Here is a 14331-nt window from a genome sequence, read left to right on the forward strand (position 1 = left end):
GACATGACTTTAAAGAAAAAATTAGGTATGGGTATCGCATCAGCAGTGTTAGGGGCAGCATTAGTTGGCGGAGGAACATTTGCATTTTTCAGTGATAAAGAAGTGTCAAACAATACATTTGCGGCTGGTACACTGGATTTAGCATTAAATCCATCAACAGTTGTTAATGTATCGAATTTAAAACCTGGTGATACAGTTGAAAAAGAATTTAAATTAGAAAATAAAGGTACATTAGATATTAAAAAAGTTCTATTAAAAACAGACTATAGTGTAGAAGATGCGAAGAAAGATAATAAAGATGATTTTGGTAAACATATTAAAGTAACATTCTTAAAAAATGTAGATAAGCATGAGACGATTGTGAAACAAACTACATTAGATAAATTGAAGGGTGATACACTTACAGCAGTAGATAATGATTTAGCTGCTTGGTTCTGGGATGAAAAAGGTATTTCTGCAGGTAAATCTGATAAATTCAAGGTGAAATTTGAGTTCGTTGATAATAAAAAAGATCAAAATGAATTCCAGGGTGATAAGTTACAATTAACTTGGACGTTTGATGCACAACAAACAGAAGGTGAAACAAAATAATATGAAAAAGGGCTATCAAATGGATAGCCCTTTTTCTATTTTTCTAGTATATAGCTATCATTTTGTATCGTTCTTTATTATAATAAAAGTAACGTTCTATATAGAGAACATCTTGTTCGATGGGAGAGATTAAGATGCTGAAAACACCTCGCAAATTAAAAAAGATGCTTATATTGCCTTGTATGTGCTCCATTACGTTTTATTTAGGCTCTCAAATAATGACGTATACAGAAGCTGCATTTATTCATGAAACGAAAGTGGAAGCCGCTCTTTCTACAGCGATTATATTTCCAAAGACAGTTGATACGTTAAAAGAGGAAGCTGAGAAACATAAACAGTTTATTGAGCATCAGTATGGAGAAATGAAGGGGAAGTTGGCAGTAACTTCTAGAGAAGAAATTGAACAGGCAATTGTAGTGTGGCAACAAGGACGTGAGAAAATTGCTTCTGAGGAGGAAGCGCTGCAAAATGTATATACTGCAATAGAAACTCCTTATAATCAAATACAAGAAGAATTAAAAGTGAATAAAAGTGAATCGATTCAACAAGTGGCCGTATATGTGAATGAAGGTTTTCTCAGTATAAAAGAGAAGCGAGATTATATCGTGAAAGAAGTTAGTTTGCAAGCTATTGATGAACAAATTCAGACTTTACAAAAACTATTAAAAGATGAAACAGTAAAGAAACAGAATGAAATAGAAGAACAGAAGAAAGTAGAAGAACAGAAGAAAGTAGAAGAGCAGAAGAAAGTAGAAGAGCAGAAGAAAGTAGAAGAACAGAAGAAGGTAGAAGAGCAGAAGAAAGTAGAAGAGCAGAAGAAAGTAGAAGAACAGAAGAAAGTAGAAGAACAGAAGAAGGTAGAAGAGCAGAAACAAGTAGAGACAGCTAAAAAACTTGAGCAAGGAACTCATGAAAAGGCTACTACCACGGATCATAATGAGAAATCATCAGAATAAACTGACGACCGGTATAAAAATGATGTATATGAGTGTGAGGGAGTATTTGCCCCCGCACTTATTGTATTTCTTAAAATATAAACATAAGAATTCAGAAAAAACGAAATAATATTGAGAAATAAAAATAATTGAAAATACTAATAAATATTTGTTGTATTTATAGAGTGATGTTCGTTATAATGAACTTAAGGTTTTTAAAAGAGAACGAACATTAGCTAAGCTAATATAGTTTTCTTTATATCTCTTATTGAAAAATAAGAGACAAAAATATAAAAAACAGCTAGGGGGAATTGATTGTGAGTCTGAAAAAGAAATTAGGTATGGGAGTTGCATCAGCAGCATTGGGGTTATCTTTAATTGGTGGAGGAACATTCGCTTACTTTAGCGATAAAGAAGTATCGAACAATACATTTGCAGCTGGGACGTTAGATCTTACATTAGACCCTAAAACGCTTGTAGATATTAAAGATTTAAAACCAGGGGATTCTATTAAGAAAGAGTTCTTATTAAAGAATAGCGGTTCATTAACAATTAAAGACGTTAAACTAGCGACAAAGTATACTGTGAAAGATGCAAAAGGCGATAATGCTGGTGAAGACTTTGGTAAGCACGTTAAAGTGAAATTCCTTTGGAACTGGGATAAACAAAGTGAGCCTGTATATGAAACAACTTTAGCTGATTTACAAAATGCTGATCCAGATCTTTTAGCTAAAGACATCTTTGCTCCTGAGTGGGGAGAAAAGGGTGGATTAGAAGCAGGCACAGAGGATTATCTGTGGGTACAATTTGAATTTGTAGATAATGGGAAAGAACAAAATATCTTCCAAGGTGATTCATTGAATTTAGAATGGACATTCAATGCTAACCAAGAAGCTGGCGAAGAAAAATAATAAAAAAGCGGGTATCCCCCGCTTTTTTTATAAAGAAAAAGAAGTGCTGGTTGTTAGCACTTCTTTCTATTATTATTTTTGATTTTGCTTCCATTTTGTAAATTCAAGAAATTCACGAAATTGTTCTTTGGAGACACCAGAGTTCATTGCATCTTTAACAAGCTGTGTCCATTCGGAGTCTAGATTAGTTTCCTTTGTTGTTTCATCATGAAGTAAAGTATCAACTGGAATTTGTAGAACTGCTGCAATTTTTTCAAGAAACTGAATGGAAGGGTTTTTTTGTAAATTTCGTTCTATAGAACTAATGTAAGATTTAGCAACACCAGCTTTTTCGGCAAGTTCAGTTAATGAAATACCTTTTTGTAAGCGAAGGCGTTTTATACGTTCTCCAATCATATTTGCGCACCTTTCTATCAATATGTAGTCGTCTTATGATGTCATTATTATAACATAAACTTCGTTAAAAAGAACAAGCCTATTGAGCCTGACTGGATGGCTTCATACGTTGGAAAAAATGTTCGATATCTTGCAGGGCGATACCAGCGTCTAGAGCTTCAAGTATTAAATCAATCCATTCTTGGTCCAGTGCGTCAGTCTTATCTTTGTACAAATGTAATTCCTCCCTAATTATCGGTCATAACTGCTGCTACAGAATATATGATAAGCAATCGTATTTTGTGTTTTATATAGTGAATTATCAAATATTTTGTAGATAAAACAAAGATAAAATCCCCATTAAATTCCCTCTATGGCGATTATAAAGTTTCTGACAAATATTTTCAATATTTTCAGAAAACATTGTTGAATTGTGATATATTCGTATGCTAACTATGGAATTTTTACAAATATGTTAAAAAAATTACATAATATAACTAAATATTGAAAAAATATTGAATTTTTAATAAAATTCAATTTGTAATACATATTTTTTATTAGGGGAGGAAATAAGGGATGAACAAGAAACCGTTCAAAGTTTTGTCATCAATCGCTTTGACAGCTGTGTTAGGTCTTTCATTCGGAGCGGGTGGCCAGTCTGCATATGCTGAAACACCTGTGAATAAGACAGCTACGAGTCCAGTCGATGATCATTTAATTCCAGAAGAACGTTTAGCGAATGCGCTAAAAAACCGTGGGGTAATTGATTCGAAGGCTTCAGAGACAGAAACAAAGAAAGCCGTCGAAAAATACGTAGAGAACAAAAAGGGTGAAAATCCTGGGAAAGAAGTATCAAATGGGGACCCACTTACGAAAGAAGCATCTGACTTTTTAAAGAAAGTGAAAGATGCGAAAGCTGATACGAAAGAAAAGTTAGACAAACCAGCAACAGGAACACCTGCAGCAACAGGCCCAGTTAAGGGTGGTCTAAATGGTAAAGTACCAACTTCTCCAGCAAAGGGAAAAGAATATAACGGTGAAGTTCGTAAAGATAAAGTACTCGTTTTACTTGTAGAGTACGCTGACTTTAAACATAACAATATTGATAAAGAACCTGGTTATATGTATACTGACGATTTTAACAAAGAACATTATGAAAAAATGTTATTCGGTAATGAGCCATTCGCATTAGAGGATGGCAGCAAAATCGAAACGTTTAAACAATATTACGAAGAGCAATCTGGCGGTAGTTATACAGTAGACGGAACAGTTACAAAATGGTTAACAGTTCCTGGTAAAGCTGCTGATTACGGTGCAGATGGTGCGACAGGTCATGATAATAAAGGGCCAAAAGGACCACGTGATTTAGTAAAAGATGCATTAAAAGCAGCTGTAGATAGCGGTATTGATTTATCAGAGTTTGACCAATTCGATCAATATGATGTAAATGGCGATGGAAATCAAAAACAACCGGATGGTTTAATTGATCACTTAATGATTATCCATGCGGGTGTTGGACAAGAAGCAGGTGGCGGTAAATTAGGTGACGATGCAATTTGGTCACATCGCTGGACTGTTGGACCAAAACCATTCCCAATTGAAGGTACACAAGCGAAAGTTCCATATTGGGGCGGAAAGATCGCAGCATTCGACTACACAATTGAACCAGAAGATGGCGCAGTTGGTGTATTCGCACATGAATATGGTCATGATTTAGGTCTTCCAGATGAGTATGATACAGACTATACTGGTGACGGTGAACCAATTCAAGCTTGGTCTGTTATGAGTGGCGGAAGCTGGGCTGGTAACATTGCAGGAACAACGCCAACGAGTTTCTCACCACAAAATAAAGAGTTTTTCCAAAAAACAATCGGTGGTAACTGGGCAAATATCGTAGAAGTAGATTACGAGAAATTAAATAAAGGTATCGGTCTAGCAACATATTTAGACCAAAGTGTTACGAAATCTAACCGCCCAGGTATGATTCGTGTTAACTTGCCAGATAAAGATATAAAAACAATTGCTCCAGCATTTGGTAAGCAGTATTACTACAGCACAAAAGGTGACAATCTTCACACAAAAATGGAGACGCCACTGTTCGATTTAACAAATGCAACGACTGCGAAATTTGATTTCAAGTCATTGTATGAAATTGAAGCAGAGTATGATTTCCTTGAAGTACATGCTGTAACAGAAGATGGTCAGCAAACATTAATCGAAAAACTTGGTGAGAAAGCAAATAGTGGAAATGCACATTCAACAAATGGAAAATGGATTGACAAATCATACGATTTAAGCCAATTCAAAGGTAAGAAAGTAAAATTAACATTTGAGTACATTACAGATGGTGGTTTAGCATTAAACGGTTTCCTACTTGATAATGCATCACTAAATGTAGATGGTAAAGTAGTATTCTCTGATGATGCAGAAGGTACACCGCAGTTCAAATTAGATGGATTCGCTGTATCTAATGGAACAGAGAAGAAAAAACATAACTATTATGTAGAGTGGAGAAACTATGCTGGTTCGGATAACGCATTGAAATATGCTCGCGGTCCAGAATACAACACAGGTATGGTTGTATGGTATGCAGACTCAGCTTATACAGATAACTGGGTTGGTTTACATCCAGGACATGGTTTCCTTGGCGTAGTTGATTCTCATCCAGAAGCAATTGTTGGAACTTTAAATGGTAAACCAACAGTAGCAAGTAGTACACGATTCCAAATCGCTGATGCGGCGTTCTCATTTGATAAAACGCCAGCTTGGAAAGTTGTATCTCCAACGCGCGGAACGTATACGTATAATGGCTTAGCAGGTGTACCGAAGTTTGATGATTCGAAAACGTATATTAATAAACAGATTCCAGATGCAGGACGTATTTTACCGAATCTTGGCCTGAAGTTTGAAGTAGTAGGACAAGCTGATGATAATTCTGCTGGTGCTGTTCGTTTATATCGTTAATACAGTAAAACTACCGAAAGATTTTCTTTCGGTAGTTTTTTTGTGAGCAATGAATTTTATATGCAAGAAGAAATTATATATAATGTAACTTTACGAATAGAAATTTATTATATATGAAGTCTATATAAATAATGAAAGAATTGGATAAAAATAGTGGGAGAAGGTGAATGAATGAGTGTTTCTTCTATTGTAAATAAACAAAAAGCATATTTTTATAATGGCCATACGAGAAGTGTAGAAGTGAGAAAGAATAATTTGAAGAAGCTTTATGAAGGCATTCAGAGTTTTGAAGAAGAAATATTTCAGGCATTGAAATTAGATTTAAATAAGTCAGTTCATGAGTCGTTTACAACGGAAGTTGGATATGTATTAAAAGAAATTTCCTTTCAATTGAAGCATATTTCATCGTGGAGTAAACCGAAGCGGGTTCGAACAGCACTCACTCATTTTGGATCAAAGGGGAAAGTAGTTCCTGAACCGTACGGTGTGACACTTATTATTGCACCGTGGAACTATCCGTTTCAATTAGCAATTGCACCTCTTGTAGGAGCGTTGGCGGCTGGAAATACAATTGTTTTAAAGCCTTCAGAGTTAACGCCAAACGTTTCCAAAGTACTTACGAGGATGTTAGAGCAATTATTCCAAGAAGAGCTTGTAGCGGTAGTAGAAGGCGGTGTAGAAAAGAGTACGGAATTGTTAAAGGAACCGTTTGATTATATTTTCTTTACAGGTAGTGTCGGTGTTGGAAAAGTTGTGATGGAAGCAGCAGCGAAACGGTTGACGCCACTCACGTTAGAACTTGGGGGAAAAAGCCCATGCATTGTACATAAAGATGCAAAAATAGATGTAACAGCAAGACGAATTGTTTGGGGTAAGTTTTTAAATGCAGGGCAAACGTGTGTAGCGCCTGATTATATGTATGTGCATGCTTCGGTGAAAGAACAGTTAATCGAGGCATTACGACACGAAATTGCGGAGCAGTATGGAAAAGATCCACTAAACAATGACAATTATGTACGAATTGTGACTGAACGTCATTTTGAACGTTTATGTTCATTTTTGAAAGATGGTAAAACGGTAATCGGTGGGAACTATAAAAAAGAAACTTTACATATAGAACCAACAGTGTTAACAAATGTTACATGGCAAAGTACTGTTATGGAAGATGAAATTTTTGGTCCGATCTTACCAATTGTAGAATACGACAACATAGAAGAGATAATTGGAACAATCCAGCAACATCCGAAGCCGTTAGCGTTATATGTATTTTCTGAAGATAAAGAAGTACAAAAGAAAGTGACAAGTAATATTTCATATGGCGGAGGCTGTATTAATGATGTTGTCTATCATCTTGCAACGCCATATTTACCTTTTGGTGGTGTTGGAAGTAGTGGATTAGGTAGTTATCATGGGGAAGAAAGTTTTCGGACTTTTTCACATTATAAAAGCATTTTAGCCCAATCTACGGCATTCGATATGAAAATTCGTTACTCTTCTACAAAAAGTGCTTTAAAATTCATACGAAAGTTGTTAAAATGATGATGGTGTTTATCAGTAGGCGTAGCCGTATGATAATAGCCCCTTCGTAATGGAAGGGGTTTTTCTGTTCGACATGTGTATCATGCAAAAATGAATCAAACATACTACATAAAGAATAGAAGAGAACGCTAAACAACCATTTTTGTTTGGATCGAAACAAAAAATAGTCTATAGAACATAAATATTTATTCATGAATATAAAAATTAAAATTTAAGGTAGATAGGACGGGAAAATGAAAAAGATTATTAAAGTTGAAGCAGTAGAAAAACATTTTGGAAATCAAGTGATTATCCCACCTCTTTCTTTAGACATTAAAGAAGGGGAATTTTTAACGATTTTAGGGCCGAGTGGTTGCGGGAAAACAACGTTACTTCGCATGATCGCAGGCTTTGAAACGCCAACTAAAGGGAATCTTTTATTAGATGATGAAAAGATTAACGATTTGCCACCATATAAGCGTCATATGAACTTAGTGTTCCAACATTATGCGCTATTCCCACATATGAATGTGGAGAAAAATATTTGTTTCGGTATGAAAATGCAGAAAGTACCGGCAGCAGAGCAGAAAGAGCGTGCTGAAGAGGCAATGCGTTTAACGCAGTTACTTGAGTTCCGTAATCGTAAACCTGCAAAGCTTTCTGGTGGACAGCAGCAGCGTGTAGCAATTGCGAGAGCGATTGTAAATAACCCGCGTGTATTATTACTAGATGAGCCACTTGGGGCGTTAGACTTTAAGTTAAGAAAAGATTTGCAACGTGAATTGAAAAACTTACAACGTAATTTAGGAATTACATTCATATACGTAACGCACGATCAAGAAGAAGCGATGAGCATGAGTGATCGTATTGTCGTTATGAATAAAGGACATATTGAACAAATTGGAACGCCGAAAGAAATTTACAATAAGCCGAAAACAATGTTCGTTGCGACATTTATCGGTGAAAATAATATTGTGAAAAACGGGGAAGGCTATGTAGCAATTCGCCCTGAAAACGTAAAAGTACGTTCGGTTGAAGAGCCGATTTTAAAAGAATACCATCTTGGACATATTGAAGACGTTGAGTTTGTTGGAAATATGGAAAAGCTGTATGTACGTGACGAGAAAACATCAGAATTACTAATGGCATATCAAACTGCTGAAGAAGCAGCGCAGTGGAGCATTGGAGATAATGTATACGTAGGCTGGGAGCAAGAGGACGAGGTGACCTTAAATTGAAAAAAGGGAAATTACTCGCACTACCGACAGTCGCGTGGCTGTTAATCTTCTTCCTAATTCCCCTTCTGTTTGTATTGGCATTTGCCTTTATGCAGCGCGGGGCATATGGGACAGTGGAAATGCAATTTACGTTAGAGAATATAGCTCGTGTGTTCGATCCACTATACATGGGAACGTTATGGGAAACTGTTAAGATTGCAGTTATTACAACAGTAATCTGTTTAGTAATTGGTTATCCATTTGCTTATACAATTACAATTGTTGATCGCAAATACCGTTCAATTCTTTTATTATTGGCAACGATCCCGTTTTGGATTAACTTCCTTGTTCGTTCATACGCATGGATTGTTATTTTACGTTCACAAGGTCTTGTAAACACATTGCTATTGAAACTAGGTATTATAAGTGAACCTTTAAATTTACTATATAACACACCTTCTGTAATACTCGGAATGGTCTATTCTTTATTACCATTTATGATTTTACCGGTGTATGCAGCGATTGAGCAGCTTGATAAGCGTAAGCTAGAAGCAGCTTATGATTTAGGAGCAACACCAGCAAAGGCATTTTGGAATGTAACAGTACCAATGACGATGTCAGGGATTGCTACTGGTTCTATTTTAGTGTTTGTTTCTTCTATCGGAATGTTTGTTGTATCAGACGTTATGGGTGGATCGAAAGTAGCGTTAATCGGAAACGTAATTCAAAATCAATTCTTAGGAGCGCGTGACTGGCCGTTTGGATCTGCGTTATCTATGATTGTTGTTCTATTCTCTGTTCTGTTAATTTACTTATATTATCGTGCAACGAAAGTATATAAATATGATGGGAACGGAGGGGAATAGGCAAAGATGAAGAAGTTTTTAGTTTCTTATTCTTGGTTAATTTTATTGTTCTTGTATTTTCCAATGATGGTTTTAATGGTATATTCCTTCAATGATTCTCGCATTAATGCGGAATGGGAAGGTTTTACATTCCATTGGTATACAGATTTATTTCAAAAGCAAGATGTTATTGATGCGTTTGTAAATAGTATGACGATTGCGATCGTAACGACGGTTGTAACGACAGTTCTTGGTGTGATTTTCGCGATTGCATTACATCGTTATAAATATCGCTATGAAGGGGCTATTAACGGTCTTGTGTATTTACCAATTTTAATTCCTGATATTTTAATGGGATTATCTTTACTTATCTTATTTAGTCAATTAGGTATGGAACTTGGCAAAATAACAATTATTATTGCGCACATTACATTTAGTATTTCATTTGTTGTCGTTATTTTAGCAGCGCGTCTTTCTGGTATGGGACGTGATTTAGAAGAGGCTGCGAATGATTTAGGAGCAACGCCGTGGCAAACGTTTCGTTATGTAACGTTCCCAGCAATTGCACCAGGGGTTATTTCAGCCGCATTATTAACATTCACATTATCAATTGATGATTTTGTAATTAGTTTCTTCGTATCAGGACCAGGATCAACAACATTGCCATTATACATTTACAGTATGGTTAAGCGCGGAGTATCACCAGAAATTAATGCACTTTCTACAATTTTAATTGTGGCTATCGTAGGATTAATGGTTCTATCTGAAATCTTCCGTAACAAAGGTGCAGATGGTGAAGAAAACTCCGGAGGACACCTTCCTTTATAATACGAACGATATAGAAAGTACGAGGAGGTAATAAACCGATGAAATTAATGAAAAGATTAGCCGGCGCAGCAATTAGCTTTAGCCTTGTTGCTGGTGTACTTGCTGGTTGTGGTGAAAAGAAAGAAGAGTTAAACATTTATAGCTGGGCTGACAATTTTGATGAGCAAGTGCTAAGAGATTTTGAAAAGAAATATAACGTGAAAATTAACTATGATAAGTATGCAAGTAATGAAGAAATGCTTGCGAAATTACAAGCAGGTGGCGCGAAGTATGATTTAATTCAGCCGTCTGATTACATGGTTAAAACAATGGCGAAAATGGATTTATTAGCGCCGTTAGACAAAAAGAATATCCCGAATATCGAAAATATGGTTTCTAACTTCAAAACACCGGCGTTTGATCCAGAGAATAAATATTCTTTAGTATATACTTGGGGCGTAACAGGTATTGCATACAATAAAAAGTATGTAAAAGAAGCTCCTACAAGCTGGGCTGACCTATGGAATGAGAAATATAAAGGGCATGTAACTTTATTAAATGATTCTCGTGAAGTGTTAGGTATGGGTCTTAAGAAGCATGGATTCTCAAACAGCACGAAAGACGATACACAGTTAAAGACAGCAGCAGATGATTTAAAGAAGCTGCTTCCAAACTTATTAGCATTTGATACAGATAATATTAAACAAAAATTCATTACAGAAGATGCTTGGATCGGAACAGTTTGGTCTGGAGATGCAGCATTTATCGCAAAAGATAATAAAGATGTAGAGTACGTTGTACCAAAGGAAGGCGGCACAATTTGGGCTGATACGTTAGCAATTCCAAAAGGTGCAAAAAACAAAGAGCTTGCAGAGAAGTTTATGAACTACTTATTAGATGAAAAAGTAAGTGTGAAAAACTACGAGTCAATTGGATACAGTAATCCTAATGAAAAAGCTCATCCTCTTCATAGTAAAGAATATCGTGATAATCATATGATCTTCTTAACGAAAGAAGAATTAGATCGTACAGAATGGCTTGTTGATGTAGACGATAAGCTAAAAGACTATGATCGTTACTGGACAGAGTTAAAAACAAAAGGTAAATAAGTAAGGAAATGCGGTTTCTAAAGTAGAAATCGCATTTTTTCATAGTAGGAGGAAATCGTTTGAACAAGAAGTTACATCAATATGAGGTAGTATGTATCGTTTTATTACTTGCTGTATTTGGCATTGTTGCTTGGCGCGTACATGCGGGTGGCGTTACAGTGATGGATACATATGTCCGAGCATTAGTAAAAGGATTACAAACAGAAGGTTCGCTTACATTTTTTTCACACTATACAAAATTAGGTTCTGCTATCGGGATCGTAACTACGCTGGCTATAAGTTTACTTGTTTTTTGGAGAAAACGTTATTATGCTGCGATGATCGTGTATCCAATGGGCATTTTAATAACACATCTTGTTAATAAAGGGATAAAAGAAATTGTGAAAAGGGAGCGCCCATCGTTAAATGAAGCGTTGGATGCGCTTGGGTATAGCTTCCCTAGTGGACATGCAATGTTATCTATTATGACATTCGGATTTCTTGCTTATATCATTGGGGCAAATTTGAAGAGTGTAACGGGGAAATATGTTATAACGATTTTGATGGGAATTGTAATTGTATCGATTGGATTAAGTAGAGTTATTTTAAATGTACATTATCCAACTGATATTTTAGCTGGTTATTGCGTAGGTGGTATTTTGTTAATTATGGCGATTTACTGCCATCGTTTACTTACCAAGAGATTGGGACTTAATAAAGCGGGATAAAAAACGTCTGGAAAAACTATCATTATAGTGTTTCCAGACGTTTTTTGTTTGTACGAAGATGTGATACAGTATAAATGACAATTGAATTATTTAAAGTAGGTGAAAATGTGTGAAAACAAATGTACATAAAGTAGATAAGTGGGGGAAATTAGGAGCTTTTTTGTATCAGTTTCGTTATACAGTAATTGTAGCATTACTATTGGTTGCGATCGCACTCGGTATTTTCGCCCCAAAGCTGCCGGGAGTATTAGGCGGTGATGGTTTCCAAACGGAAGGGGACTATCAAAAAACGAAAGAAATTTTAGATAAAGATTTTAAGAGGTCTCAAGACACACTTCTACTCGTTTTTGAAAAAAATAAGGGTGTTTCACATGAGGAATTTCAAAAGCAAGTAGAGGGAATTGTAAAGAATGTACAAGAGAAAGAGACATATGAATCTTTCCATCACCCAGTGCAAAATAAAGAAATGTTACAAGATGATATCGGCTATGCGACAATTTTATTTTCCGGGAAAACAAATAAAGAACGAATGGAAAAGACATTGCAATTTGCTGATAAAATCGAAAAGGAAAGTAATGCCGCATTAAAAGTAACGCCTACAGGGTTTCCAAAAATTAATCAAGAGATTAATGAAAGAACGCAAAATGATTTAAAAGTAGCAGAGATGATTGGGTTACCAATTGCATTTCTCGTATTACTATTTTCATTTGGTAGTCTTTTGGCATCTATTTTACCAATTGTAAATGGGGCACTTAGTGTTATTAGTACGATGGGCATATTATACTTTATAGGTAGCGATAAGGAACTATCTATCTTTGTGTTAAATGTTGCACCGATGATTGGACTTGCGCTATCTATTGATTTTGCACTATTATTTGTAAATCGCTTTCGAGAGGAAGTTGCAAAGCGAACGGTAAAAGAAGCGATAGCAATTACATATCAAACAGCAGGGCGCGCTATCGTATTTTCAGGATTATGTGTATTTGTTGGATTATCTGGCTTGTTTTTCTTTAAAATCGATTATATTCAGTCTGTCGCAATTAGCGGAATGATTGTTGTGATTATGAGTATTTTATTCTCACTCACGCTTCTTCCAGCGCTATTATCATTAATTGGGAAACGAATATTAAAAAAGAATCAAGTAGCACATACGCCGGCAAAGGCGTGGCGTAAATTTGCACAATTTGTAATGAAACATCCAATCGCAATGATTATTGTTGTTACAACATTTATTGTTATCTGCTTATTACCGTTACGTACAGCTAATTTGCAGTTCCCTGACGTAGAAGCTCTACCTAAACAAAGTGATACAAGAATTGCATATGAGAAGTACGAAGAGGCATTTAATAAAACTGCAAAAAAACACGCTGATGTTACGTTAGTGGTAGAGACGAAAAAAGATATGAAAGAAAAAGAAAGTTTACAAAAGATAGAAGAAGTCGTTCAAAAGTTAAAAGATGATAAGAAAGTATATGAAGTTAGAAGCTTATACGACGGGTTAACTCGTATGAAAGCAGATCAAGTTGCTGGAATGTTAGAGTCGCCAGAAGCGGCGAAACTAGCTCCTATATTTGAAGCGTATACGAAAGGAAATAAGACGACGATAGAAATCTTTTTGAAAACAAAACCACGTACTGAAACTGCTAAACAGTGGGTTCGTGATTTTAAACAAAAGTATAAAGAAACAGATGTTACGTATTATTTAGGCGGGATGACAACGTTCCAACAAGAGTTAGAAGATGAAATTAAAGATAAAGTTGCAATTGGTATGTCTGTTATATTTGGATCGACCTTTGTTATATTATTATTTGCATTCCGATCTATACTCATTCCAATTAAGGCGATTATTATGAATATACTTAGTTTAAGCGCAACAATTGGAATTGTTGTTTGGTTATTTGAAGGTGGGCATTTTGGTTTAGAAGCGAGTCCTGTTCTATTTGTCTTACCAATCTTTATTTTCGGTCTCGTATTTGGGCTTAGTATGGATTATGAAGTTTTTCTTATTTCACGTATTCATGAGTTATATGAAGAAACAGGAGATAATGATCAAGCAACGTTAGAAGGACTTGTGTCAACAAGTAGGATCATTACATCAGCTGCGTTAATTATGATTGTTGTAACAGGTGCGTTCGCCTTTACTGATATTTTACCAGTACGGCAAATGGGGCTTGGTGTTGCATTAGCAATATTCCTTGATGCAACAATTATTCGTCTTATGCTTGTACCAAGTTTAATGAAACTGTTTGGAGATTGGAACTGGTGGTTACCATTTCGAAAGAAAAGAGAAAAATCATCGTAAAAAATACTCATCTTATAGATGAGTATTTTTTTATGAATAGCAAGACCTAC

Annotated in this window: 13 protein-coding genes; 11 read left to right on the plus strand and 2 right to left on the minus strand. The window is 35.6% G+C overall.

Annotated features, from left to right (window positions below; genetic code table 11):
* Positions 1–3: 3 nt before the first annotated feature.
* The 3 genes from ABH961_RS01770 (at position 4) to calY (ending at position 2437) form a co-directional block, all read left to right on the plus strand.
* Entirely contained in the window at positions 4–591 is a 588-nt protein-coding gene (locus ABH961_RS01770; RefSeq protein WP_098068926.1) for a CalY family protein, read from the plus strand.
* A gap of 134 nt (positions 592–725) precedes the next feature.
* Positions 726–1547 (plus strand): DUF4047 domain-containing protein, encoded by an 822-nt coding sequence (locus ABH961_RS01775; RefSeq protein ID WP_048545059.1) that lies wholly within the window; start codon positions 726–728, stop codon positions 1545–1547.
* 296 nt (positions 1548–1843) lie between these two features.
* Positions 1844–2437 (plus strand): biofilm matrix protein CalY, encoded by a 594-nt coding sequence (gene calY / locus ABH961_RS01780; RefSeq protein ID WP_000053728.1) that lies wholly within the window; start codon positions 1844–1846, stop codon positions 2435–2437.
* Positions 2438–2509: 72 nt separating this feature from the next.
* Here calY and ABH961_RS01785 read toward each other — a convergent pair whose 3' ends face one another.
* Positions 2510–2833 (minus strand): helix-turn-helix domain-containing protein, encoded by a 324-nt coding sequence (locus tag ABH961_RS01785; RefSeq protein WP_000578885.1) that lies wholly within the window; start codon positions 2831–2833, stop codon positions 2510–2512.
* A gap of 79 nt (positions 2834–2912) precedes the next feature.
* On the minus strand, positions 2913–3047 hold the full coding sequence (locus ABH961_RS01790; protein WP_000276217.1) for an anti-repressor SinI family protein: 135 nt from the start codon (positions 3045–3047) through the stop codon (positions 2913–2915).
* Between the two features lie 341 nt (positions 3048–3388).
* On the opposite strand from ABH961_RS01790, the gene inhA1 reads away from it, so the two are divergent.
* From inhA1 to ABH961_RS01830, 8 genes are all read left to right on the plus strand, one after another.
* Positions 3389–5776: a M6 family metalloprotease immune inhibitor InhA1 gene (gene inhA1, locus ABH961_RS01795; RefSeq protein WP_001035922.1), complete on the plus strand. Its 2388-nt coding sequence runs from the start codon at positions 3389–3391 to the stop codon at positions 5774–5776.
* Between the two features lie 171 nt (positions 5777–5947).
* The gene (locus ABH961_RS01800; protein WP_098077811.1) at positions 5948–7315 is read left to right on the plus strand and encodes an aldehyde dehydrogenase; all 1368 of its coding nucleotides are present in this window, start codon (positions 5948–5950) and stop codon (positions 7313–7315) included.
* Positions 7316–7548: 233 nt separating this feature from the next.
* Complete coding sequence (potA, locus tag ABH961_RS01805; protein ID WP_000720323.1) at positions 7549–8532, plus strand: spermidine/putrescine ABC transporter ATP-binding protein PotA; 984 nt, start codon at positions 7549–7551, stop codon at positions 8530–8532.
* A complete protein-coding gene (gene potB, locus ABH961_RS01810; RefSeq protein ID WP_000715495.1) occupies positions 8529–9377 on the plus strand; it encodes a spermidine/putrescine ABC transporter permease PotB in 849 nt (282 codons plus the stop codon). The genes potA and potB overlap by 4 nt, the downstream gene beginning before the upstream one ends.
* Positions 9378–9383: 6 nt before the next feature.
* The gene (gene potC / locus ABH961_RS01815) at positions 9384–10184 is read left to right on the plus strand and encodes a spermidine/putrescine ABC transporter permease PotC (RefSeq protein WP_046958247.1); all 801 of its coding nucleotides are present in this window, start codon (positions 9384–9386) and stop codon (positions 10182–10184) included.
* Positions 10185–10222: 38 nt separating this feature from the next.
* Positions 10223–11272, plus strand: coding sequence for a spermidine/putrescine ABC transporter substrate-binding protein PotD (potD, locus tag ABH961_RS01820; protein WP_000772499.1), 1050 nt, complete (start codon positions 10223–10225; stop codon positions 11270–11272).
* A 59-nt stretch (positions 11273–11331) separates the two neighbouring features.
* Positions 11332–11979 (plus strand): phosphatase PAP2 family protein, encoded by a 648-nt coding sequence (locus tag ABH961_RS01825; RefSeq protein ID WP_098077814.1) that lies wholly within the window; start codon positions 11332–11334, stop codon positions 11977–11979.
* Positions 11980–12088: 109 nt separating this feature from the next.
* Positions 12089–14281 (plus strand): MMPL family transporter, encoded by a 2193-nt coding sequence (locus ABH961_RS01830; protein ID WP_098077817.1) that lies wholly within the window; start codon positions 12089–12091, stop codon positions 14279–14281.
* Positions 14282–14331 lie beyond the last annotated feature (50 nt).

This window comes from Bacillus sp. RC251 (assembly GCF_044908765.1).
Lineage (GTDB): Bacteria > Bacillota > Bacilli > Bacillales > Bacillaceae_G > Bacillus_A > Bacillus_A wiedmannii.